The sequence below is a fragment of the Streptomyces sp. NPDC020489 genome (genome assembly GCF_044386545.1).
GTDB lineage: Bacteria > Actinomycetota > Actinomycetes > Streptomycetales > Streptomycetaceae > Streptomyces.
This window is the reverse complement of sequence record NZ_JBIRUZ010000004.1, coordinates 345219-366973: the sequence shown is the minus strand read 5'-3', so window position 1 is coordinate 366973 and position 21755 is coordinate 345219. Positions and strand designations below refer to the sequence as shown.

Annotated in this window: 23 protein-coding genes and 1 pseudogene; 17 read left to right on the top strand and 7 right to left on the bottom strand. The window is 69.7% G+C overall.

From position 1 onward, the window contains the following. Positions 1–15 precede the first annotated feature (15 nt). The 3 genes and pseudogenes from ACH41F_RS12200 (at position 16) to trxA (ending at position 1825) form a co-directional block, all read left to right on the top strand. Positions 16–429 carry an arsenate reductase ArsC gene (locus ACH41F_RS12200; protein ID WP_220648960.1) on the top strand — a complete coding sequence of 138 codons (414 nt, stop codon included), beginning with the start codon at positions 16–18 and terminating at the stop codon, positions 427–429. Further along, positions 426–1405 (top strand): annotated as a pseudogene (gene trxB, locus ACH41F_RS12195) (thioredoxin-disulfide reductase). Before ACH41F_RS12200 ends, trxB begins: the two are co-directional and overlap by 4 nt. Before the next feature lie 33 nt (positions 1406–1438). Next, positions 1439–1825 carry a thioredoxin gene (gene trxA, locus ACH41F_RS12190; protein WP_398834781.1) on the top strand — a complete coding sequence of 129 codons (387 nt, stop codon included), beginning with the start codon at positions 1439–1441 and terminating at the stop codon, positions 1823–1825. Between the two features lie 254 nt (positions 1826–2079). On the opposite strand, the gene ACH41F_RS12185 is transcribed toward trxA, so the two are convergent. From ACH41F_RS12185 to ACH41F_RS12170, 4 genes are read right to left on the bottom strand one after another with little or no spacing between them, the layout of a single operon-like run. Further along, on the bottom strand, positions 2080–3516 hold the full coding sequence (locus ACH41F_RS12185; protein ID WP_398834779.1) for an amidase family protein: 1437 nt from the start codon (positions 3514–3516) through the stop codon (positions 2080–2082). Further along, positions 3513–4721, bottom strand: a complete 1209-nt coding sequence (locus ACH41F_RS12180) for an MAB_1171c family putative transporter (RefSeq protein ID WP_398834776.1) — start codon at positions 4719–4721, stop codon at positions 3513–3515. Before ACH41F_RS12180 ends, ACH41F_RS12185 begins: the two co-directional genes overlap by 4 nt. Further along, positions 4718–5230 carry a hypothetical protein gene (locus tag ACH41F_RS12175; RefSeq protein ID WP_304381289.1) on the bottom strand — a complete coding sequence of 171 codons (513 nt, stop codon included), beginning with the start codon at positions 5228–5230 and terminating at the stop codon, positions 4718–4720. The genes ACH41F_RS12180 and ACH41F_RS12175 overlap by 4 nt, the downstream gene beginning before the upstream one ends. Before the next feature lie 36 nt (positions 5231–5266). Next, complete coding sequence (locus tag ACH41F_RS12170; protein WP_329439300.1) at positions 5267–5707, bottom strand: XRE family transcriptional regulator; 441 nt, start codon at positions 5705–5707, stop codon at positions 5267–5269. An 882-nt stretch (positions 5708–6589) separates the two neighbouring features. Between ACH41F_RS12170 and ACH41F_RS12165 the strand changes: the two genes are divergently transcribed. From ACH41F_RS12165 to ACH41F_RS12120, 10 genes are all read left to right on the top strand, one after another. Then, complete coding sequence (locus ACH41F_RS12165) at positions 6590–7489, top strand: helix-turn-helix domain-containing protein (protein WP_398834773.1); 900 nt, start codon at positions 6590–6592, stop codon at positions 7487–7489. A gap of 7 nt (positions 7490–7496) precedes the next feature. Next, a complete protein-coding gene (locus tag ACH41F_RS12160) occupies positions 7497–8213 on the top strand; it encodes a hypothetical protein (RefSeq protein WP_398834770.1) in 717 nt (238 codons plus the stop codon). Between the two features lie 161 nt (positions 8214–8374). Continuing rightward, positions 8375–9016, top strand: a complete 642-nt coding sequence (locus tag ACH41F_RS12155; protein WP_358282808.1) for a WhiB family transcriptional regulator — start codon at positions 8375–8377, stop codon at positions 9014–9016. Continuing rightward, positions 9013–10599, top strand: coding sequence for a hypothetical protein (locus tag ACH41F_RS12150; RefSeq protein ID WP_398834768.1), 1587 nt, complete (start codon positions 9013–9015; stop codon positions 10597–10599). Before ACH41F_RS12155 ends, ACH41F_RS12150 begins: the two co-directional genes overlap by 4 nt. Next, on the top strand, positions 10596–10787 hold the full coding sequence (locus ACH41F_RS12145; RefSeq protein WP_398834766.1) for a hypothetical protein: 192 nt from the start codon (positions 10596–10598) through the stop codon (positions 10785–10787). Before ACH41F_RS12150 ends, ACH41F_RS12145 begins: the two co-directional genes overlap by 4 nt. A gap of 87 nt (positions 10788–10874) precedes the next feature. After that, entirely contained in the window at positions 10875–11111 is a 237-nt protein-coding gene (locus ACH41F_RS12140; RefSeq protein ID WP_358714616.1) for a hypothetical protein, read from the top strand. Continuing rightward, a complete protein-coding gene (locus ACH41F_RS12135; protein WP_358714617.1) occupies positions 11108–11734 on the top strand; it encodes a hypothetical protein in 627 nt (208 codons plus the stop codon). The genes ACH41F_RS12140 and ACH41F_RS12135 overlap by 4 nt, the downstream gene beginning before the upstream one ends. Further along, on the top strand, positions 11731–13473 hold the full coding sequence (locus ACH41F_RS12130) for a relaxase/mobilization nuclease domain-containing protein (protein ID WP_398834762.1): 1743 nt from the start codon (positions 11731–11733) through the stop codon (positions 13471–13473). Before ACH41F_RS12135 ends, ACH41F_RS12130 begins: the two co-directional genes overlap by 4 nt. Before the next feature lie 431 nt (positions 13474–13904). Next, positions 13905–14348 carry a hypothetical protein gene (locus ACH41F_RS12125; protein WP_398834759.1) on the top strand — a complete coding sequence of 148 codons (444 nt, stop codon included), beginning with the start codon at positions 13905–13907 and terminating at the stop codon, positions 14346–14348. A gap of 79 nt (positions 14349–14427) precedes the next feature. Next, positions 14428–15123, top strand: a complete 696-nt coding sequence (locus tag ACH41F_RS12120; RefSeq protein ID WP_398834756.1) for a hypothetical protein — start codon at positions 14428–14430, stop codon at positions 15121–15123. 688 nt (positions 15124–15811) lie between these two features. On the opposite strand, the gene ACH41F_RS12115 is transcribed toward ACH41F_RS12120, so the two are convergent. From ACH41F_RS12115 to ACH41F_RS12105, 3 genes are all read right to left on the bottom strand, one after another. After that, positions 15812–16633 (bottom strand): DUF317 domain-containing protein, encoded by an 822-nt coding sequence (locus ACH41F_RS12115; RefSeq protein WP_398834753.1) that lies wholly within the window; start codon positions 16631–16633, stop codon positions 15812–15814. A 15-nt stretch (positions 16634–16648) separates the two neighbouring features. After that, positions 16649–16939 carry a hypothetical protein gene (locus ACH41F_RS12110; protein WP_358282823.1) on the bottom strand — a complete coding sequence of 97 codons (291 nt, stop codon included), beginning with the start codon at positions 16937–16939 and terminating at the stop codon, positions 16649–16651. A gap of 102 nt (positions 16940–17041) precedes the next feature. Further along, positions 17042–17395 carry a DUF317 domain-containing protein gene (locus tag ACH41F_RS12105; RefSeq protein WP_398834751.1) on the bottom strand — a complete coding sequence of 118 codons (354 nt, stop codon included), beginning with the start codon at positions 17393–17395 and terminating at the stop codon, positions 17042–17044. Positions 17396–17712: 317 nt separating this feature from the next. Here ACH41F_RS12105 and ACH41F_RS12100 point away from each other — a divergent pair, with 317 nt between their 5' ends. From ACH41F_RS12100 to ACH41F_RS12085, 4 genes are all read left to right on the top strand, one after another. Then, positions 17713–18000: an XdhC family protein gene (locus ACH41F_RS12100; protein WP_398834748.1), complete on the top strand. Its 288-nt coding sequence runs from the start codon at positions 17713–17715 to the stop codon at positions 17998–18000. 103 nt (positions 18001–18103) lie between these two features. Next, on the top strand, positions 18104–19078 hold the full coding sequence (locus ACH41F_RS12095; RefSeq protein ID WP_398834746.1) for a serine/threonine protein kinase: 975 nt from the start codon (positions 18104–18106) through the stop codon (positions 19076–19078). Between the two features lie 71 nt (positions 19079–19149). Next, positions 19150–19701, top strand: a complete 552-nt coding sequence (locus ACH41F_RS12090) for an ABC-three component system middle component 2 (protein WP_398834743.1) — start codon at positions 19150–19152, stop codon at positions 19699–19701. Continuing rightward, the gene (locus tag ACH41F_RS12085) at positions 19698–21722 is read left to right on the top strand and encodes a DNA recombination protein RecN (protein WP_398834740.1); all 2025 of its coding nucleotides are present in this window, start codon (positions 19698–19700) and stop codon (positions 21720–21722) included. Before ACH41F_RS12090 ends, ACH41F_RS12085 begins: the two co-directional genes overlap by 4 nt. Positions 21723–21755: the final 33 nt, after the last annotated feature.

Below are 21755 nucleotides of genomic sequence, written 5' to 3'. Positions count from 1 at the left end.
AAGAGAGACCTCCTGATGTCCGACAAGCCCTCCGTGCTCTTCGTCTGTGTCCACAACGCCGGCCGTTCCCAGATGGCCGCCGCGTGGCTGACCCACCTGGCCGGGGACCGCGTCGAGGTCCGTTCCGCCGGCTCTAACCCGGGCGCCGGCGTCAACCCGGCCGCGGTCGAGGCCATGGCCGAGGTCGGCATCGACATCTCCGCAGAGGTGCCGAAGATGCTCACCGTGGACGCGGTGAAGGAGTCTGACGTCTGCATCACCATGGGCTGCGGCGACACCTGCCCGGTCTTCCCGGGCAAGCGGTACCTGGACTGGCAGCTGGAGGACCCGGCGGGCCAGGGTGTCGAGGCCGTGCGTCCGATCCGGGACGAGATCAAGGTGCTCATCGAGGGCTTGATCAAGGAGATCGCGCCGGAGCCGACTTCATGAGCACGAGCACGGACGTCCGCGAGGTCATCGTCATAGGCTCCGGCCCCGCCGGATACACCGCCGCCCTCTACACCGCCCGCGCCGAACTCAAGCCGCTCGTCTTCGGCGGCGCGATCTTCGTCGGCGGGCCCTTACCACGACCACCGAGGTCGAGAACTTCCCCGGTTTCCCCGAGGGCGTCGACGGCCCGGTCCTCATGGAGAACATGCGGGCCCAGGCCGAACGCTTCGGCGCCGAGATGGTCGACGACGACATCGTCGAGGTCGACCTGACCGGGGACATCAAGGCCGTCACGGACACCGCGGGCACGGTCCACCGCGCGAAGGCCGTGATCGTCGCGACCGGGTCCGGCTACCGCAAGCTCGGCCTGCCCAAGGAGGACGAGCTGTCCGGGCGGGGCGTGTCCTGGTGCGCCACCTGCGACGGCTTCTTCTTCCGCGACCGCGACATCGTGGTCGTCGGCGGTGGCGACACCGCCATGGAGGAAGCCACCTTCCTTACCCGCTTTGCCCGCTCGGTCACCGTCGTCCATCGCCGCTCCACCCTGCGTGCCTCCCAGGTCATGCAGAACCGCGCCTTCGCCGACGACAAGATATCCTTCGCCTTCGACAGCGAGATCGCCGAGATCAAGGAGAAGGGCGGCAAGCTCGCCGGCGTCGTGCTGCGCGACGCCTTCACCGGCAAGACCCGCGACCTGGACGTGACCGGCCTGTTCATCGCGATCGGCCACGACCCGCGCACCGAGCTCTTCAAGGGCCAGCTGGAGCTCGACTCCGAGGGCTACCTGAAGGTCGCCTCGCCGTCGACGCGCACGAGCATCCCCGGCGTCTTCGGTGCGGGAGACGTCGTCGACCACACCTACCGGCAGGCCATCACCGCGGCCGGCTCCGGCTGCGCTGCGGCGCTGGACGCTGAGCGGTACCTCGCCGCCCTCGCCGACGCACCCGAGTCGGCTGCGGCCGTCGCCGCCGTCTGACGGCACCCGCCCCACCCCTACGAGGAGACCCGCATGGCCCTCAAGAACGTCACCGACGAATCCTTCGAGCAGGACGTCCTGGGCAGCGACAAGCCCGTGCTCGTCGACTTCTGGGCGGCTTGGTGCGGCCCGTGCCGCCAGCTCACCCCTTCCCTGGAGGCGATCGCGGCCGAGCACGGCGACGCCATCGAGATCGTCAAGCTCAACATCGACGAGAACCCGGACACCGCCGTGAAGTACGGCGTGATGTCGATCCCGACGATGAACGTCTACAAGGGCGGCGAGGTTGTGCAGACGATCGTCGGCGCCAAGCCGAAGGCCGCGCTGGAGCGTGACTGGCCGACTACCTCGGCTGAGTGGCCACAAAGAGGGACCGGCGCCTCGATGGGCCGGCCCTTCTCTGCGTACGGCGGTAGATGACGGCTGAAGCCGTGGTGCCGTGCCGCTACACCCGGTCGAGGGCCTGGGCCGCCAGTGCTCCGACCGACGACTGCAGAATCGCGCGCACCTTGTTCAGACCGTCGTAATGATGGAGCACCAGGACCAGGTGCCGCGGCGTTCGCGGTTCAGAAGGCCCCACTGCACTCGCTGCCCGTCCTCCCAGGTACCGCTGTCACGACTCAAAGATTCCAGACACTTCAACGTGACAGGGAAACCCTTGACTGCCAGCATCATCACAAGCCGAGTCCCCCGGCAGTCGCTCTGAGAAGCGAACCCAGGTCTTCGGCCATTGCGAGCAGGGTCCGGTCCGAGTGCGCCGGACCGACGAGCTGCACGCCGATCGGGAGACCGCTCGCGTTTCGCGCAACAGGCATGACCAGGCTGGGCAGACCAACGTGGCTGGTGAGGTTGGCCCAGCCGGTCTGGTCGAAGAAGCTCCGCTCGACGCCGTCGACCCTGAGAGCGCGGGTGCCGGCCGGGATCGCCGCGGTGGGCGCGGCGGGGGTGATGAGGACATCGTGTTCGGCGTCGGCGAAGAACCGGTGCCACGTCTCCCGAAGCCGGAGGCGCTCCTCGCTGGCGCGGAGCCAGGCACGGTGTGTCTGCGTTCGGTGGCGGAGGAAGGTGGCCCGTGGGCTCGCGTCATCCTCGTGCAGGTCACGCGCCGCCGCGAGTTCGGCCGCTCCAGCTTCGTCGTCGGTGGCGGCCGTCGCGGTGGCATGGAGGAGCTGCTCGAAAAGGCGGAGAGAGCCAGCGAAGCCAACCGGTCCCGTGGTGCGGCGGACGTTCGTGCCCGAGGAGGCCAGTGCCTGCTCGACGGCGGCGAGAGCATCGGCAGTTTCACGGTCTACGGGGCAGCTCGCGTCCTCGGCCCACACCGCTACGCGGAGCTGGCCGACTGCGCAGCGCGCCGTGGGCAGCCTCACGAGCCAGGGGCTGTTCTCGGCGGGTGACGGTGTCGTCAGCGCGTCGAGGAACAGGTCGAGGTCGCGGGGGTGGCGTGCCAGGGGGCCCGGGGTGACCATGTCGCTGCTCGTGATCCATCCCGGTGGGCGGGGGATGTGGCCGCGAGCCGGGACGAGTCCTTGCGTGGGGCGCAGGCCGTAGACGCCGCAGTAGTGAGCTGGAAGCCTCAGTGACCCGGCGAGGTCGCTGCCAAGGTCGGCGGGGGTCAGGTGGGCAGCGACTGCGGCGGCGGGGCCGCCGGAGGAGCCGCCGACGGTGCGCTCAGGATCGTGGGGGTTGAGCGTGCGACCGAACAGGCTGTTGTCGGTGTGCAGGTCCTGGCAGTACTTCGGGGTATTCGTCTTGCCCATGATCACGGCACCTTGGTGGCGAAGCCGGGCGACCGCATCGGCGTCGCGTGCGGGGACGTGATCCGCCAGATCCTCGGCGCCGCTGGTGGTGCGCAGGCCGGCCGTCTCGAAGCTGTCCTTGATCGTGAGGGGAAGGCCATCGAGGGTCCCGCTGCTCTCGTTGCGGGCGCGGCGTTCGTCTGCTGCTCGCGCGGCGTTCCTGGCCGCGTCGTCGTCGCGGGTGACAACGGCGTTGACGTGGCTGGCGTCGATCCGGGCGAGGTGGAGGTCGAGCAGCTCGCGGCTGGAGATCTCGCGGCGGTCCAGGGCCTGGAGCTGGACGTGGGCGGGCTGGTGGGTGAGGTCGGTCGTCATGCGGAGACTCGCTCAAGGTGGGGGGCTCGTGCGGGCTGGCGGGGCAGGTGGCGAGCGACGTCGAGGAGAGCGTCGATGTCGTCCATGGGCCGGCTGGTTTGGCGTCCGGAGTCGGCGAACTCGGTGAGCTGGTCGGGCTCCGGGCGGGTGCCTGCGGCCCTGGCGGCGATTCCGGCGAGGATCTGGTCCGCCGTGACAGCCGCGGACAGATCCTTTCCGTGAAGCCCTCGGGCCCGGTGACGGGCTTCGCTGGCCTCGCGGACGGAGGCGTCGAGGTACTGGCGGATCACGAACCGGCCGTCCCGGATCTCGACTGCTCGGCGGTAGAGCCGGATCGAGATGCGGCGGAAGCGGCGCCTCTGGGCCGGGTCGACCCTGTCGATCGGCAGCTCGATCTCGGGTGCCTCGCTGTAGAAGGCCAGCCACAGGGGGCGCAGGCCGTAGTAGCTGCGGTACTGCTTGATCCGGTACTGGACGCTCTGGGCCTGGTCGCTGATGGTGGGCACGAGCCAGCCGATGAGCGTGAGCATGGCGCCGACATCGCCGCAGGTCCAGGCGAAGCCCTCCCAGTCTGCTAGGGAGGTGTCGAAGGCGCCGGCGATCACGTTGCCGATGCGGACCGCGCTGTATCCGAGGGTGACGGTGGCCCCGAGGGCGACGATGCGCAGGCCGACACGGACAGACCCGCGGGTGCTGCGGCGGGCCAGGCGCCAACAGGCGCGGGCCAGGAACAGCTCCCCGATGGTGTAGGCCGAGACGTACAGGGTGAGGTACGCGGCGTACCAGTCGTCGTGCGCGTAGTAGAGCGTGAAGTCGATCGGATGAGGCGCGCTGGGCGTCAGCAGGGCGAACAGCACCAGCAGCCCGGCGATCACCGCGAAGCCGGCTCCGATCCACCGGCGACTCCACCGGCGGGCGACTTCGGGCGGGGAGCCCCAGTACGTGAGGACCACCTGCTGGCAGGCCAGGAGCGCGACCACGCAGCCTTGCGCGAGGGGCACGGAGAGGTTGACGGTGCCGAGGACTCGGTCGAGGTAGTTCCACATCGGTGTGATGGAGAACAGGAACGACAGTCCTGACAGCATGAAGACGGCGGCCAGCGCGGTGGAGGCGGGGTCTCGGCGGCGGGTCGGCACGTCCCGCAGGAGGCAGAGGAAGCCGAGCGTGGCGACGACGAGGCTGATCGGATGGAGCAGGTCCTTCACGGCCGGGCCTCCCGTCGGCGCAGCAGCGTGTGCGTCACCCGGTCCTGCACCTCGTCTCCAGAGGACTCGTCGCTGCGCAGCCACCGGTCGATGATCCGGCGCTGGAGCAGCGAAGCGAGGAGTTCGGTGTCCCGCTCCTCGTCCTCCTCGTACTTGGTGCGCCCCAGCATCATCTGCACGGTGGCCGGGTCCACGCTGGTGATGAAGGTCGGGGCCAGCGCGGACGCCGGGCGGTTCTCGTGGTGGCCGAGCAGGAGGTGGCTGAACTCGTGGGCGATGATGTGGTCTTGGTGCAGGGAGCTGGTCCGCGGGTCGTAGAACACGTGGACGGCACTCTCCGTGACGGCGCATGCCCCGCACACCGAGGGCGCCTGCTCGCGGGGCTCTAGGACCACCTTCCGTCTGGTACGGCGGGAGACCTCGTCGCTGAGATCGCGGATATTGGTGACGTGCGGGAGCTGCAGCTCGGCCAGAAGGTCAGGCCGGCGCAGCCTACGTGCGGACCACATTACTTTTCCTTGATCACTTACTGAACTAAGGCCGTTTTACGCGCCAGTTGAGGGCGGCAACCCCTCGGATTTTCGGACGCTCTCGACGATCCCCAGGACGGCATCTTTTCCGTCCGCGGAGACGTCAGATAGGCGAAGAAGAACGTTCTTGATCTTCGCGTCGCGAAGCAATGCGAGCAACTCAAGCTCCTGCACGGTCTTTTCAGCGACGGCATCGTCGAACCAATAAGCGGGATCCACCCCGAAAAACCCTGCGAGCGCTTCGAGGTGACGCTTCGTCGGGTTATCGCGCTGCCCCGTCCGAAGCAGCCACAGGTACTGGGCCGACAGCTTGCCCAGGCCCCGCTTCTCCATCAGTTCGGCCACTTCAGCGTTACTGAAGGGGCCACGATCGGGCGGGTGCACCGTATCGAACAGGCGGTTTAGGCGGTCCATGAGCCCCTTGGGGTTCACCTGGCCTTCGGTCGGCTCTTTCATGATCCTTTCCTGGGCGGGCTCCGTAGTCACTTCAGCCACTCTACCTCGCGATAAACACCAGTTGACGAGCCGATCCCGGGTATGGAAAGTTCTTCCTCGCCAGCACGTCTCTGCGTGGCGTGCCCCGTCTGTTTCAGGTCGGCCTGTCCGTTTTATCGGCAGGAGCACGCCGGGCGACGTGGCGTGAGCCACATTCGCCCAGCGGCATGCGCCACGTCTGGCGCACAGGCATTTTGATCTTCGACCGGAAAGCGTGGAGGCGGCAGTGGAAACTCCTCGTCCACATCGCATTTCCGTCGCAGGGAATACCAGACACCCACTTAAATCCGGACACAATGACGTCATCTCGGCGTTCGGGGCAACCGCGGCAACGGTGCTCCTCGACGCCGGAGGGCGACCCGCATGGAGCCCCACAGGCGGCTCCGGCGGTAGATCGCGCCGTGACTCTCTGCAATCAGTACAGAGTTTAAGAACCAAGTCTGGATCTTGACACCGCTCCGTGCGTATGTTCGTCGTCCCCGGGCAGCGCGCCCGCAACGACGGACGTGAGGAGCCCGCGAGCACGGACCGGACCGAGTAGGTCCCGTAAAACAGCGACGGCGCCCGAGAGCGGTAACTCCCGGACGCCGAACGCTAAGTGGCACGTCCGCCCCGGCAAGGGCGGAGATTGCCCACCATCACCACGCTGAGTCCTTCCAGGGGCGCACCAGCGTGGCAACACTGCAAAGGGGAGTATCGCATGTCTCCTGCCCTGCACAAAAGGCCCTTCCGCCTGGCCTGCGCGGCAGCCACCTCAGTCTCGGCACTTCAGCGCCCCGAGCCGGACCACACCATCCCGGCCCCGGCGCACCGCCGGCCCCACCCGCTCATCGGGAGCGGCCGATGAGCGGCGAAGCCCGCGAGTGGGTGTGGGAGCACAGCTCCAGCCGGGGAACCGCGCGCCTGGTCCTGCTGTCGATCGCCGACCGGGTGGCCGACGACCAGTGCGTCTCCTGGGCCTCGCTGTCCAGCCTGGCGAAGCGCACGCGCGCTTCCGTGTCCACGGTGCGCGAGGCCATCGACCGCCTGGTCGACGCCGGTGAGCTGGAGCAGCTCGACGACCTCGTCGGCCCTCAACGCAGCAAGGTCTACCGCCTGCCTCTCGCCGCCGTAGCGGTCGCACAGGCTCTGCGAGCGCAGCAGCAGGGTGACGAGGGGGACAGCGACACGGCGTCAGACGAGCCCGCTGCCCCTCTGAAACTCCGGCTCTCAGCTCTGCGCCGGTTTGGAATCCGCCCGCGTGAGGTGCCGGAATCCCCCGCGCAGGTCCGGAAACCGGCAGTACCGGAAACCGGCAGGTCCCGACGGAAACCGGCACCTCGACGTACCGGAAACCGGCACAGCGATGTACCGGAAACCGGCACACAGAACCGTAGTGAACCGGATTTGAACCGTAGGTACAGCAGTGGTGGTGCTGCCGTCCTCTCGGCTGCCGAGTGGCAGGTCGACCCTGCCACCCACGCCTGGACCCGCCAGCAGGGACACCTCGATCGCCTCGGCAAGCAGGGCCTGGAGGCAGCCGACGCGAAGTGGCGTGCGCACCGTGCCGACTTCAAGCCGAGGCCGGCGGATGCCTGGGCTGCCGACTGGCGCTCCTGGGTCACCCGAGAGCACGCCCCGGGTCGCCCGAACCTCTACGCCGTGCCCGGCAAGGGCCCCGCCGCGCCGGGCGGCATGACGCGGGCCGAGGCCCACACCGCCGCCCTCCTCGCCGCCCTCGACGAGCCGACCGGAACGGAGTAGCCACACCGTGGACCGCCGCGAAATCGCCGCCCTGCTGGCCTACATCGGCCGACTCGACCCCCGCACCATCCGCACCGACCAGGGCGAGGCCCGCGACCAGCTCGCCCAGTGGCACGAGCTGCTCGGCGACGTGCCGATGGCCACCGCGCACGGCTGGGACGCCCGCGTCGCCGCCCGCCAGCACATCCGCACCTCGCCGTACCAGATCCTGCCCGCGGACGTCGCCCGCCCCTGGGAGAGCTACCGGCGCGACCGCCTGGCCCGGCACTCCGACCCCACACCGTCCGTCGACCCCGACGACCAGGCCGCCTGGACCGCCGAGCTGGTCGGCACCCGCCGCGCCGTCGCCGCCGGCACTGCGCAGCCCGCACAGGCTCGGGCGATCACCACCGGTCGCGACGGGATCGACCCGAAGCTGGAGTCCCGGCTGAGGGAGATCGGCTCCTGCATACCGCCCGCAGCCCGTGCCGCCCTCGCGCCCTACCGGCCGGCCCGAGCAGCGCGTGAGGCCGCCGTCGCGCAAGGGCTGCCCGACGCTCTGAGCTTCCGGTGCGAGTGGTGCCTGGCCCAGCCCGGCGAGCCGTGTCGTCGCCGCCGGATCGGCCCCGACGGCGGAGCGCGCGGGACTGCCCCGCGCGCCACCCCGCATCCCGGCCGCCTCGACCTCGCCGCCGCCCAGCAGACCGAGCAGACCGAGCAGGTCCAGCAGCCCGCCATGGCCTGACCGGCACATCCGGCCCGTGCATCCCATCCGGTGCACAGCCACCCAACACCACCGTCCCGCCCCGGCTGCGGCGCACGCCCCCGCGCCGCAGCTGGCACCCGACGCCGCATCCGCCCAGCACCGCCCCTGCCGGCCGACGCGGCAGCACACCGGAGATCGCCTTGCGCCACATCACCACCCACGACGCGCCGGCCACCGGCCTGCGCGGCATCGGAGACACCAGTTGGCACACCCGCGGGGCGTGCCACGGCATGGATGTCGAGGACGCGGACGCCGTCTTCTTCCCCCTCCCCCGGGACCACGAGGCCATCGCTGAGGCGAAGGAGCTGTGCGGCTGGTGCCCGGTACGCCGCGACTGCCTCGACTACGCCCTGGAGAACGTCCTCAAGGAGGGCATCTGGGGCGGCCTCACCGAGGCCGAACGGCGTCCCTGGCACGACGGACTGCCCCAGCGCCTCGACTACCGGCGCGTGACGGCCTTCTTCCGGGGACGCGACGTGCACCTGACCGAGGCCGAGCGGCAGGTCGTCATCGACCACGCCTACGTGCGCGGCTGGCGGCCCGACCGGCTCGCCGCCGCCCTGCAGATCAGCCACAAGCACGCCCGAGACCTGCTCCGGCAGGCGGCCAACAAGGTGTTCGACCGCGACCGCACCTACGGCGTGCCGAGGCCCAAGAAGAAGCGGAAGAAGCCCACTCCGGCAGCAGGCAGCCCCGCGCCCGCCGCACCCGCCACACAGCAGCCGGTGGCCCGCCCGGCAGCGTCGACTCCGGCGCCCGCCCCTCTCGGAAAGGCCGCATGACCCACCCCGTCCTGGCCCTCAGCGCCGCTCCGGACCTCCCTCTCCTCCTCGCCGCCGGCCTGCCCGCCGCTCTCGTGCTGGTGCTGACCGCCTGGGCGTTCCGGCGCCGCGGAACCCGCCCGCAGAAACGTCTCGGCGGCCCGGCGGTCAAGGTCGCCGCCCTTGCCGCTCTCGGCTGCACCGCCTACAGCGCAGACACGAGCTGGCGCTTCGCCGCCGACTACCTCGACATGGCCGGCACCGCTGAACGAGCCGGGATGTTCGCCGCGGCCGAGCTCGCGCTCTTCGCGACCGCGCTGATGGCACGTCAGAACCTGGCCGCTCAGGGTGCTCCTGGTCTGCCGGGCACCCTGGTCTGGGTGATCACCGGAGTGCAGGTGATCCCTGCCTACGCCGAGAGCGGTCCTATCGGCGGCACAGTCCGGGCCTTCGTCGGGCCGGTCATGGCGGCAATGCTGTGGCACCTCGCGATGGGGATCGAGCTGCGCCTGCGCACCCCGGGCGCCGCCTCCCACGGACTGATCGCCGTCCTGGGCCGGGAGGCACGCGAGCGTCTCCTGTCCCGACTCGGCATCGCCGCGCGAGACCGCGACGCCGCGCAGATCACCCGGGACCGGGCCACCGCCCGCGCGGTCACCCTCGCCGCCCGCCTCGCCGAGCGCACACCCGAGCAGCAGCGGAGTCGGAGCGGCCGTCGACTCACCCGGCGCCTGTCGAAGGCGGTCGGCAGGGCCTCGGTCGGGACCGACGCCCGCCAGCGCGCGCAGCTGCTCGACCAGCTCGCCGCCCGCCGGCACGCCCTCGCGCTCGCTACGGTCCCGCTGCCCTCCCCCTGGTCCCCGGTGCACAGCACCGCCACGGCAGCCACGGTCCCCTCGCACCCGGCCTCGAAAGCGCCGGTCCCCGTAGCCGGTCCCGACGAGTCGGGCGGGGACCGGGGACCGTGCAACCCGAGGGGACCGGTCCCCGAAATCGCGGACTCGACGGAGTCGTCAAGCGCGGGGACCGAAGGCGACGACGCGGGGACCGGCGTGGGGATCGAGGCCCCAGAAAGGGACGCGGTCCCGGGGACCGGTCCCGCCGATTCGGAAGCCCCGTCGGGAGACGCCGGAAGCGTGGGGACCGACCTTCCTGCGCGAGAAGTACCTGCTCAGGGCCCTGATTCGCATCGGGGACCGACCGCCACCGAGTCGGGGACCGAACCCACCGGGGACCGGGGACCGACCGCCACCCAATCGGGGACCGAACCCACCGGGGACCGGGGACACAAGGTCCCTCTCCGACGGAAGACGACCACGAAGACCAGGACGAAGAACAAGGGCAAGCGCGGCCGGTCCCGCACCCCGCAGACACAGCGCCCGCCACACGAGCTGGAGCAGTCGGTAGACCAGCTCGTCCAGCAGGTCCGCCCCCACGTCCCCGCCCTGCTCGAACGGGACGGCAACGAGTCCGTCACCCGGGTCCAGCTGCGGGAGATCCTCCGCCGCGAGGGCCTGAAGGGCGGCCGGAACGACCGGCTGAGCCTCGTCCTCCAGGAACTGCGGAGCGACGACACCACGAAGACAAGGAGCACCGCCCGATGAAGACCTGCCACCAGTTCGACACCGTCCGTGCGGAGTACGAGCGGGAGATCGGCTTCATGCTCGCCCACTCCAAGCGGCACGAAGGCAGGCCGGCGGCGAAGTCCAGCGCAAAGCAGGCTGCCTCAATGAAGCAGCGGATGGCCCGGGCGCTCAACAGCCACGTCGGGCGCTGCCCCGAGTGCGGCTGAACCGGCAAAGACCCAGCTCAGCACCCCTATCCGCAACGGGTGGCCCGGCTCCGTGCCGGGCCACCGCCCCGCTCAGGAGACACGTAAGTGATTTCGCGTCCCCCTCGCTCTTCCGAGCCCACTGCCGCCGAGGCCAGCGCCTGGGCGGACGTCCTGGTCCGCCGGCGACTCCTGCACGCCGCCGTCCTCGCACCGACCGGCCAGTGGCTCGTCCAGGACCGGCCCGACGGCCCCGTCCGCGTCCTCATGGGATCGGCCGACGTCGTCGCGCTGGCCGCGACCATCCAGCACCACACCCGCACCATGAGGCCCGAAATCCGATGACGAACCCCACCCAAAACGGCACCACCCCGGAACCTGCTCGCAACTCCAACTCGATCTCGGGGCGAGCAAGTTGGGGCGGAAGCATAGCTTCCGCCAAACCCGCCCCCGAGGCGGCGGGAGAGGACCTGCACCGGGGGGCGCAGGTCCTGGAGGCTTCGACCGAGGGCGGATCGAAGCCGGGGCAGGAGGAGAAGCAGCCCGAACCGCGTGCACGCCGACAGCGCGCACCTCGCGCCCGTCAGCGCCCGCGTCAACCGCCCGAGAAGAAGCGCCTGCACCAGCCCGCCACACGTTTCAACGAAGACGAGCTCGCCCTGATCAAGTCCGCCGCCGCCCGATGCAATCTGTCCGTCGCCGGCTTCCTCGCCCGCTCCGCGCTCGCCGCCGCCCGCGATCTCGACCGCACCAGCACCGAGATCGCCGACGAACGCGAAGTGATCACAGCCCTGTTCGACAGCCGCCGCCGCCTCGGCTGGGCCGGCAGCAACCTCAATCAGGCAGTCAAGGCGCTCAACTCCGGTGCTGACGCTCCCCAGCTCGAAGCGGCGATCTCCGCTGTCCGGCGTGCGGCCGACACCGCGCACGAAGCCGCAGCCCGGCTGATCGAGCACCACGGCTCATGATCCCCAGCGTGAACGAGTCGGGATCACGGACCATCGGCCTCCTTAAATACCTCTACGAGACCGGCAAGTACGAGGATCACACCGACCCCCACCTCGTCGCCTCCTTCGACGGCATGTCCCCCGACCCCGGCCGCGACCCCAACGCCACTCTCAAGGATCTCCAGCAGATCCTGGACCAACCCGTGATGGCCCTCGCCGAGCACGCCCGACCGGCCAAGCACGTGTGGCACACCTCTGTCCGCGCCGATCCAGGAGACCGGATCCTGTCCGACGAGGAGTGGGCCGACATAGCCCGCCGTATCGTCGCCGCCACCGGCATCGACCCCGGCGAGGGACAGCCCGGCTGCCGCTGGGCGGCCGTACGACACGCGGACGACCACATCCACATCGTCGCCACCCTCGTAACCGAGGACGGCCACCGCCCCGACGACTATCGCTCCGGCGCCCGCGCCCAGGCTGAAGCCCGCCTCATCGAGAAGGAGCTCGGCCTCCGCAAGGTCGCGCCCGGCGACGGCACAGCGGCCCAACGGCCCACCAGCGCCGAACGTCACAAGGCCGACCGCCAGGGCCGCGAGCGGACCGCCCGCGAGGAACTGCGCGAAACCGTAAGGCGCGCGGTGAGCGGTGCGAGGAACGACGAGGAGTTCTTCGACCGGCTTGCCGCCGCCGGCCTTCTGATCCGCAAGCGCGCCGCGCCCTCCGGAGATCTCCTCGGATACAAGGTCGCTCTGCCCGACGACCTGAACAAGGACGGCGAGCCAGTGTTCTACCCCGGCGCACGCCTCGCCCCCGACCTCTCGCTACCCCGCATCCGAGAGCGCTGGTCCGGCGCCGCCCAGAACGATCCGGCGGCCCGGCAGGAGGAAGCGATCCGTACGGGGCCAGGCGCTCCGGCCTCCGCCCGTCGCGGGACGGCGTCGGCAGCGTGGCAGGCCGTGCTCGTCGTCCAGCACGGCGAGGACGCCGTCGCCGCCGCCCACATCGCCGCAGCCGGCGAGGTCCTGGACGCGCTCGCGAAGACGTCCGCCGCCCACACCCGCCGCGAACTGCGCGACGCAGCAACGGCCTTCGAGCGGGCCTCACGCTCCCACGTCCGCGCCGTACGCGGGCACGATCGCGCGCTGCGGCAGGCCGCACGCGACCTCGTCCACGGCGGTCCCGCCCTCGGCCGCGGCGAGGACGGTGCCACCACCGCGATGGCCATCGACATGCTGTTCTTCCTGATCACCGCCGCCGCGCACTGGCACGCGAAGAAGGGGCACGCCCAGCAGGCCGAGGCCGCCGCGCGGGCCGCCGAGCACCTGCGCACCGCCTACCAGGCCGCCGCCGTCCAGCCCCTCGGCCTGCTCTACCAGCGAGGCCGACGTTTGAGCCGACCGGTACTCCAGCGGCAGACGGTGCTGCTGCGCGAGGCGCTGCCGGGGCTGGCCGAGCAGATCCTTGCCGAGCCCGGCTGGTACGCACTGGCGGCGACCATCGCGGAAGCCGAAGCCGCCGGCCACGATCCGGCCGCTCTTCTGTCCGACGCGGTAGAGCGTCGTGAACTCGACACCGCGGACTCGGTGAGCGACGTACTGGTGTGGCGGATGCGGCGGACGGCCGATCTGCCCGCCGACGCCTCAAGCCTGCCCGAGACCAGCTCCGTTGGGGTCCAGTCCGCAACACACAGGACGACGACCAGACCCTCCGCACCCGGACGTCGCCACAGCGGAGAGGAGACATCGAGCAAGACCCGGTGAGCCCTGCCGAGTGCCGGGGCGGTATCAGCGCACCACCGAGACCAGGGACACCACCACCGCCCCGCACGCGACCCACAGCATGGCCATACGCCACACCGGCCCCCGACGGAGTGCAGGCCCGCGCTGTGGGGTGCGAGCGCCGGAGCACGCGCAGGAGGGAAGGGAATGGCGCAGGTGCGGCGAGTCGAGCCGTTAGGCGCCGCACAGTTGGGCGGTGGGAGAGGACGAGATGTGCTCGGGCACACCGTGGCAACGTCACTCTTCCGCCCGGAGACACGCGCCGTGGCCGACTCGCCATCCTCCGGCCTCGGGAGGCGAGGAACTGCCTGATGACCTGCCCGAAGGAGACTGTGGACTTTGTGAATTGAAACCGCCAGGGGTGGAGGGCACGATCATGAAGTGAGCAGGACGAGGCGAAGGAGGACGCCAGGGTGTTTCACCGAATACGCCGCCGCGCCAAGGAGCCCAGTGAGGCGCAGCGACAGTTCGCCGAGCTGTCGGCGCGGCTGCAGAACCAGGTTCCGCCCGGGTTGGGGGTGACGCCGACCGAGCCGGAGCACACCGAGCCGGCCACCGTGGTGGACGACTTCCTTCCGCCGGAGCTGCGGGTGCCCAGCCACGACCAGGTCGACGGCAAGATGATGCCGTGGAAGCAGCCGCTCGTCCTCGACGGTGAGATGGTCGCCTGCGCCGAGTGTGGCGCGTACCGGGACTGGCTCATCCTTTCCACGCGCGACCAGATCTGGTTGCGCTGCCGGGTCGGCCACCAGCAGCAGGAGACCCGCCTCGACACCGCCTGGTTCAACCGGAACTTCGGGCCGGCGGACGCGACGCACGCCACGTTCGAGGACTGCCTGCGCCACCTCGGGCACTGACCCCCACTCCTACGACCCCACCGGGCCCGCGGGCCCGCACTGACCACCCGTCGCCTAGCACCAAGGGGTCAGTTCAGTCATGCGCGTTCGCGTCGCCACCACCGCCCTCGGCATCACCGCAGCTCTCCTCGCCGTGCCCGCCTGCTCCACCAACGCCGCCAGCACCAAGCCCGACACCGCACCCTCCACCCGAACCGGGAAGCCGACCGACGCCACCCAACAGGCTGCTCCGCTCACATCGGCCACGCTGGAGACGCGCCTGCTCGACCAGAGCGACCTCGGTAGCGGCTACCTGCGCAAGCCCGAGCGCCCCACCCAGAACGACGACGTCACCGTCATCGGTTGCCCGGCCCTGAGCGAGCTGGGCGGCGACGCGGCGACCGGCGGCACCCTCACCTTCCCGCACAAGGCGAAGGCGTCCTTCACCTATGGCGGCAGCTCCTCGGAGGTCTCCGAGGAGCTGTACAGCGACAGCGTGGAGAAGCTGTCCGGCGGCATCGACCGGATCTTCGACGCCATGACCGGCTGCCCGACCTATCAGGTCGTCGCGGGCGGCACCCCGATCGACATGGCCTCGCAGAAGCTGCCCGCACCCCACGACCTCGGTGATGAGCAGTGGAGCCAGCTCCTGACGTTCTCCACCGGAGGACGGAGCACCGTGGTCAAGCAGACCGCGATCCGTGACGGCAGCCTGCTGCTGATCGTCTCCGGCTCCCCGGCCCTCGTCGACCGCCACCTCGACAAGGCCCTCGCCAAGGCCACGGCAACGAGCTGACCTGCCCGCCCGCCATGCTGCTGCCTCCGACCACCGTGGTCGGGGGCAACAGCGCGTTACTGACCGACGCGCTGAGCGGCGCGAGCTTGGCCGGGCACCCAGGCTCGAACCTGGCCGGGCTGCACGTAGAGCACGTCCGGGTTGCGGCTGTGAGGCCCATAGCCGCTGGAGGCATTGACGAGTAGGTACGCGCCTGCGGGAAGAACCAGGCGTCCTGTTGCCGACCGGTGTTGCACCAGGTCACGACGGCCTTCGAGCCACGGCGTCCGTGCTGATAGACCCGCATGACCTGGAGAAGTTGTCCTTGCCCGGAACTACGGTGCTGCTGGAATGCCTGCCACTGGGCCGCGAGGGCAGCCGTGCGCTTGCGGCGTGAACGACCTTCAGCGCGACCGTCACGGCGACGACGAGAGCGACGGCAACAAGGACGCCGGGGCTGGGGTGCATTGCCGCATCCTGCATCGTGCCGCGTCAAAGGGTGGCAACTCGAAGACCGGCCCCCGGCGACAACGCCTCGCCCCGGGCCGGCCCACCTGTTCCGACATGCCGCTGCCTACTGTCCGACTGCAGTGGCAGGGAGCCGCAGCCTGTTGTACACACCGGCGTTTACGGCCCTGGAAGCAAAAAGCCCGGCGCCCTCCAACTGGGAGGGGCCGGGCTGCGTGCGTCGGGAACCGAGCGCGGGATGTTAGATCGCTGGCGCGCGCAGGAGGCGCTCCTGGGTGGCCTCGGGCAGCACCCGACGCAGGACCGGTGCGGTCGAGCTGAGGGAGGCGGCGAAAGCTGCCACGAGGTCGTGGGGGACGCTGGCCCCGAAGGAGGCTGCCCACAGGCAGGGTGCGCCGAGCGCAGGCTCGGCCCATGCCTGCCATCCGGCCGGTCCCGCCTCGTCGGCCTCGGTCGTCAGCGCGAGCGGGTCGGCGTCCTGGATGAGGGGCGGCACCTCCCCGAGGCTGATGTGCGAGGTGAACGTCGGGTCCATTGCTGCCGCCTGGGGCTGGTCGATGTCGCGGAGCCAGCCGTGGGCGGCGACAGCGTCGAGGACCAGCTCGGGGCCGGCGAGCGGCACGGCGGGCTGGTCGCGGGCGTCGAGCGCGACGAGGAAGTCGGTCACAGCCTCGCCGGGGACGTCGGTGGTGAAGTAGGCCGACCACTGAGCGAGCGGGCTGCTCGTGTCCGCGCGGGCGGAGATCTGCCAGGCGATCGGCGGTTCTCCCAGGTGGAACGGCTCGTCCGCCAGACTCCACTGCGCCCAGCGGAGGGCGTCGGGGCTGATGTGCAGGACGGTGCTGCGCAGGACCTGGCGGTCCTCCGGTGCCTCGTCCGGCTCGTGCCGTCCGCGGACGATCGTCAGGCTCGTCCAGCCGAGGCCGGAGAGCGTGTCGGCGATGGCGTCGTAGAGGCGCCCATCGTCACCGGCCAGATGCCGGGGACCGACCCAGAACGCGGGCTGGCCGCCACACGGGGTGGACGGGTCGAGCGGGAAGTCGGGGTACAGGGGCGCCTCCAAGGGCTCGGTGCGGGTCTAGTTGCCGCCGGCACGGCGGCGGGGGCGGCGCGGGGGTGCCTGGACGGGGCCCTGCCAGGTCAGGTCGACGGCGACCTCGGGCGGCAGATGGCCGAGTTGTGCGTCCTCGTCCCGCCCTTCGGCGAGGTAGACGACGGTCCGGCCGGTCTCGTCCACGGACTGCACGACCTGCGCCAGGCGGTGTGCCATCGGAAAGAAGGGGTTCATGGCCTGGCGGACCGGAGCACTCCGGTCGCAGGCGGACAACAGGTCGATGAGATCACCGACGGTCATCTCCGGGGACGTCACTAACAGCCTCCTGGGGTGAGGGGAAACGGGAAAGAAGGAACGGGCCCGCGGCCGGCAGTAAGCCAGCCCTCCGAGTGAGGGCTTCTGGTGGGCTCTGCACGGTCATACGCGACGCGACGTCTCCAGCACGCGTGCCACGGCGGCGGCGACGATGTCGGCCGGCGTCTCGGTGTCGAACGACAGGTGGTAGCCGGGCACCTTGGCCGTGCCGGTGACGGCGATCGTCCATCCCTCGCCGTCGGTGCCGGGGCGACCGAGCGGGAACCAGCCGAGGTAGAAGCGGCCGTCCTTCGAGCTGACGTGCACGTCCGCGCGGTCGTCCACGATCAGGTGGAAGTCCTCCGCGGAGAACTGGTCCATGACGAGCGTGGGCTGGCCGGGGCCGAGCTGCCATTCGCGCAGCCGCAGGGCTTCGATGTTGGTGGAGAAACCAGGGCCGCCGGGCGCTACGGTCACGGGCAATCACCTCTCTGACCTGGGGTTTCTTGCAAGGTCGTCTACGTTGACATGCCCTCGCCCGCGTTGGCCAGTCTTTCCGCGATCTTTCCTGTCTGCCCCCGGCGAACTGCTGTCCCTCGTCATCCAATCGAGTCGTGTGACAGCGAACCCAGCCGCTTCGGCTTCCTTGACAGCGAACCTAGTCGTGCGGGGTGAGCACGCTGGAGGCGTTTATGGCCGTAGCGGCTGGGACGGACGAGGCCGTGCCATACGTCGAGTTGTCGTGCGTGGATGCCGCAGGCAGGCGTCGGCGGCCACCCCTGTTGGACTGTGCGATGGCGAGGTTCGAGGACGTGGTTCCGGTACGGCCCCGCCGCACCCATGAGGAGCGCCTGCGCCTCTTGCGGGAGACCGATGTCGAGGCACAGCAACTAGCCGCATTGCGTTCCCCCATCGGTCTCGACCTGGGAACACGTACACCCGAGGTGACGGCCGTGTCCGTCACCTCGGAGTTCATCGCCCACGCCAACGGGGCGAGTGGACTGCCGCTGTCTCTGTATACCGGCCCCATCCGCCGTGCCACTGCCGGGATACTGCCGACCGCAAGCACCTTGATCGAATGATTCCGTAACACGTACGCTGACGGCCGTTACTGTGTGTGGCGCAGGGTGAACAGCCCGCTGAACGCGGTTCGTTCGGCTTGCCTGCGGGATGCGGGGGTGCAGCTTGGACAACTCCATGCCGGTGGCAGCTGGTGTTCCGCCCATCCATTTCGGAGTGCACGAACTGCGGACCGGAAGCGCGGACGGGGCACGGGCCGACTTCGAGAAGATGCTCGCGCAGCTCGCCAGTGCGACCAATCCGAACGTCCGGATGATCGCCGCGAATCCAGGCGACTGGGGAATCGACGCTTTCGCCGGTGACCTCGGGGGCGCTATCACTGTCTGGCAGTCCAAGTACTTCATGCCGAAAACCACAACCAGCCAGTCGCAGCAGATTCGCGAGTCCCTCGCGAACGGGCTGAAAGCCGCGGCGGCCAACGGTCACACCATCACGCTCTGGATCCTGTGCATCCCCTCCAGCATGGACGGGCCGGCAGCCCAATGGTGGGACGGCTGGAAGAAGCGGCAGGAGAGGGCTCATGGCCTCGTCATCGAGCTGTGGGACGAGACCAAACTCGTGAGAAAGCTGCTGAGCCCCGAAGGTGACCAGGTACGCCGCGCCTATTACGAACCCTTCACGGCGCCCGCCGTCCCCTCCCAGGAGCAGATACGCCTCGTGCTGGACGTGGAGGAGGGCAAGGCGGCAGCGCTCGACTCGGCTCTGTTCGTGCGCCAGATGACCGAGGCCGGCCACGTCGAACTGGACTCGGCGAAACGGCAGTTCTTCAACGCCGACCTGGTGGCGCGCGAAGTCGCGCACAAGGGCGTACCGGCTGAGGTTGCCGCACTGAGCTCTGCCGACGCCACCCTTCACGGGGTGTGGGAGATGCAGTTCAACGAGTGCTCGGCCGAGGGCACCCTCGCCGCTCTGCACGGCCGGGTATGGCGCGAGGTGCGCGGCGAGCACGACAAACTGCCCAAAGTGCTGCGTCTGGAGGTGACGCACAGCTGGGGTCTGGTCCACCGGCTGGTCGACAACCGTCGGGCAGGGTGGGTCACGCACTGGCGGCAGATCGCGAGCGGCCATGCCGACGACTGAGGGTTCGCATCCGTCCGTACCGCTCGACCACAGATGAGGAGCATGCCGTGCAAGCAGACCGGCCGGTTGTGATGCCCGAGGACGAGGTACCCTTCCGTCTCGCTCAACTGCTGCTGCTCCTTGACGCCGTCGCCGCGCAGGACGCAAACGGGGCGACCCTGGAACGCATCGGGTACTACGACTTCCTGTCCGCGAACCCCTTCCTCGTGATTCCCTCCGAAGGCCGGGACGCGAGCCTTCTCCGGCTGGCCGGATTCGACCCGCAGGTCCTTGCCTACGCGTCCTCTTCACAGCGATTCACGAGCCGGCGAGAACGGATCCAGCACGACTTGGCGCTCCTGATGGCTTATGGGTGCTGCCGGGTCCGAAATCGCAACGGCTCCCTCACCTACTCGATCACAGAGGTCGGTCAGCACCTCGGCGGGCAGTTCACCGCCACCTACGCCACCTCCTTTGCTACCGCTGCCGACATCGTCGTCCGCCAGCTCCGCAAACTCAGCGACAGAAGGCTGCGCGAGCAGACCGCACGGTGGCTCAGGCCGGACGGACCCGGCGGACCTGCGGCTGCCCTCATGAGCGTCCTGGGGCCAGGCCCGTTGCTGGAAACGTCCTGGGAGGGATGATCACCATGGAGCCGCTTCCCGGCATCCGGATCCGCCGTCTGCGCCTGGTCGGCATGGAGCGGTCCTACGATGTCGATTTCACCGCCGAACAGCGGGTACGGAACCTCTCCGTCATCGCCGGGGCGTTCAGCTCCGGCAAAACAGCGGTGCTGGAGTTCATCGCCTATGGGCTCGGCGCGAAACGGCACCCCCGCCACCAGGAGGTGCTGCGAAGGGTCCGTTCATGCCTCTTGGAGGTCGAGCTCTCCGGCGAGCCGCACGTGATCGAGCGGTCGGTCGGAGAGCCTTCGAAAGTCGCCTTCGTTCGCCGCGGAACGCTCGACAGCAGGCCCGCGTCTAGGGCCGAGAGCAGGCCCATCGACCCGCCCGGGGCACCGGAGAGCCTGTCCTCCCTTCTTCTGAGTCACTGCAAGCTGGAAGGCGTCCAGCTACGCGAAGCGCCCACCAACAGCGAATCCCGCACGGACCCGCTCAGCTTCCGCGACTTGATGTGGCTCGCCTTCCTGCCCAACGAACGCGTCGCGGACAAGAACTTCCTGTTCGAGAACGACTACATGCGCAAGCACAAACTGCGGCAGGTCGTCGACGTCGCCTTCGGAGTCCACGACGACCGCGCCGTCGAACTCGGCCAGCGCATCCAGGAACTCGGCGGCCGGCTCAACCGCGCCAAAGCCGAACTCGCAGCAGCCCGTACCTTTGTCGTGGAGCAGGCTCCCACCGCACTGGACGGTGAACCCACACCTGCCGTCCACGAACAGGAGCTGGCTGACATCACGGGCCAGCTCACGGAGTTGGACCGCCGCGCGCAGGCGGGAACGGAATTCGCGGCCCAGCTGCGCCAACAGCACAAGGACGCGGCCCAGACTTCGCAACGGGCGGCAGCGGTCCTGCGGGACTGCGAAACACAGCTCCAACGCCTGATGCCTCTCCGCGCACAGTACGCCGACGATCTCCTCAAGCTCGGCATGCTCGGCGAGGCACAGCAGATCTTCGACCCCCTGAGCGTCACCACCTGCCCCGCCTGCCTGAACCGGCTGCCGGCTCCCCCCACCGCCGACAACGGACGCTGCAGCCTCTGCCGCCACGAACTGCAAGCGGCGGATGGGACGTTGGTCCTGGGCGCTGTCGACACCAGCAGCCAGGCCGGGGACAACCGGGTGGACGTCGCGGCTGAGACCCGGTCCACCAAGGCCCGCCTCAAGGAGATCACCACCTACATCGATGAGCTCGGCGCCTCGCTCGCCGCACTCAAACTCCGGGCGGAAGAGGCGGCCGTCCGGGAAGAGGAAGCCGCCGCCGCGCTGGACGCCGCGACGTCGCCCTCCGTCTCACCGTTCCTCGCCGCCCGCGACGACCTCCACCGAAGGCGCGAACAGGTCCTGCGCCAACTCGAACAGGCCGAGAGCGCGGTCAAACTCCGCGAAGGACTTGCCAAACGGGCAGACGCCGTGGAACGTCACGAAGCCCAGATCGCCCGTCTCCGCGAGGAACTCGCACGACTCGGAGACGCCTCCCACGACCGCGATCGGGTCATTGCCAAGATCAGCGGCCGGTACGGCGAGCTCCTACGAGCCTGGCGCTACCCCAAGGTCAGTACGCCCTTCATCAAGACCGACCTCACCCCCTTCGTACGCGGTGAGCCGTACCAGGAAGCCTCCTCCGGCGCCCGCACTCTGCTGACCCTGGCCTGGCAGCTGGCCGTCTTCGAGATCGCCGTCGAAGCAGGGGCCGCACACCCGGGATTCCTCATGATCGACAGCCCTCAGAAAAACCTCGGCCACGGCGGCACCCTTGATGCCGTGATCGCGGACGCCGTCGCCATCGACGACTTCTACCACCACCTCTCCCTCTGGCTCGCAGAGCGCGGTAGCCGAGCGCAGCTCATCGTCGCCGACAACAGCCCGCCGCCGCTGGTGGAAAGCAGCGTGGTGGTGCGCTACAGCCGCAACGAGGACCGTCCGCCGTACGGGCTGATCGAGGACGAAACCAGTGCGGACGAAGAAGCAGAAGCCGACGCGTGAAACGCCCCTCCCAAACACGGGGCCTTTCCTCGG

Coding starts and splice junctions, on each gene's coding strand:
- ACH41F_RS12200 (WP_220648960.1), top strand. CDS start 16: ATGTCCGACAAGCCCTCCGTGCTCTTCGTCTGTGTCCACAACGCCGGC.
- trxA (WP_398834781.1), top strand. CDS start 1,439: ATGGCCCTCAAGAACGTCACCGACGAATCCTTCGAGCAGGACGTCCTG.
- ACH41F_RS12185 (WP_398834779.1), bottom strand. CDS start 3,516: ATGACGACCGACCTCACCCACCAGCCCGCCCACGTCCAGCTCCAGGCC.
- ACH41F_RS12175 (WP_304381289.1), bottom strand. CDS start 5,230: ATGTGGTCCGCACGTAGGCTGCGCCGGCCTGACCTTCTGGCCGAGCTG.
- ACH41F_RS12170 (WP_329439300.1), bottom strand. CDS start 5,707: ATGAAAGAGCCGACCGAAGGCCAGGTGAACCCCAAGGGGCTCATGGAC.
- ACH41F_RS12165 (WP_398834773.1), top strand. CDS start 6,590: ATGAGCGGCGAAGCCCGCGAGTGGGTGTGGGAGCACAGCTCCAGCCGG.
- ACH41F_RS12150 (WP_398834768.1), top strand. CDS start 9,013: ATGACCCACCCCGTCCTGGCCCTCAGCGCCGCTCCGGACCTCCCTCTC.
- ACH41F_RS12145 (WP_398834766.1), top strand. CDS start 10,596: ATGAAGACCTGCCACCAGTTCGACACCGTCCGTGCGGAGTACGAGCGG.
- ACH41F_RS12135 (WP_358714617.1), top strand. CDS start 11,108: ATGACGAACCCCACCCAAAACGGCACCACCCCGGAACCTGCTCGCAAC.
- ACH41F_RS12130 (WP_398834762.1), top strand. CDS start 11,731: ATGATCCCCAGCGTGAACGAGTCGGGATCACGGACCATCGGCCTCCTT.
- ACH41F_RS12120 (WP_398834756.1), top strand. CDS start 14,428: ATGCGCGTTCGCGTCGCCACCACCGCCCTCGGCATCACCGCAGCTCTC.
- ACH41F_RS12100 (WP_398834748.1), top strand. CDS start 17,713: ATGGCGAGGTTCGAGGACGTGGTTCCGGTACGGCCCCGCCGCACCCAT.
- ACH41F_RS12090 (WP_398834743.1), top strand. CDS start 19,150: ATGCCCGAGGACGAGGTACCCTTCCGTCTCGCTCAACTGCTGCTGCTC.
- ACH41F_RS12085 (WP_398834740.1), top strand. CDS start 19,698: ATGATCACCATGGAGCCGCTTCCCGGCATCCGGATCCGCCGTCTGCGC.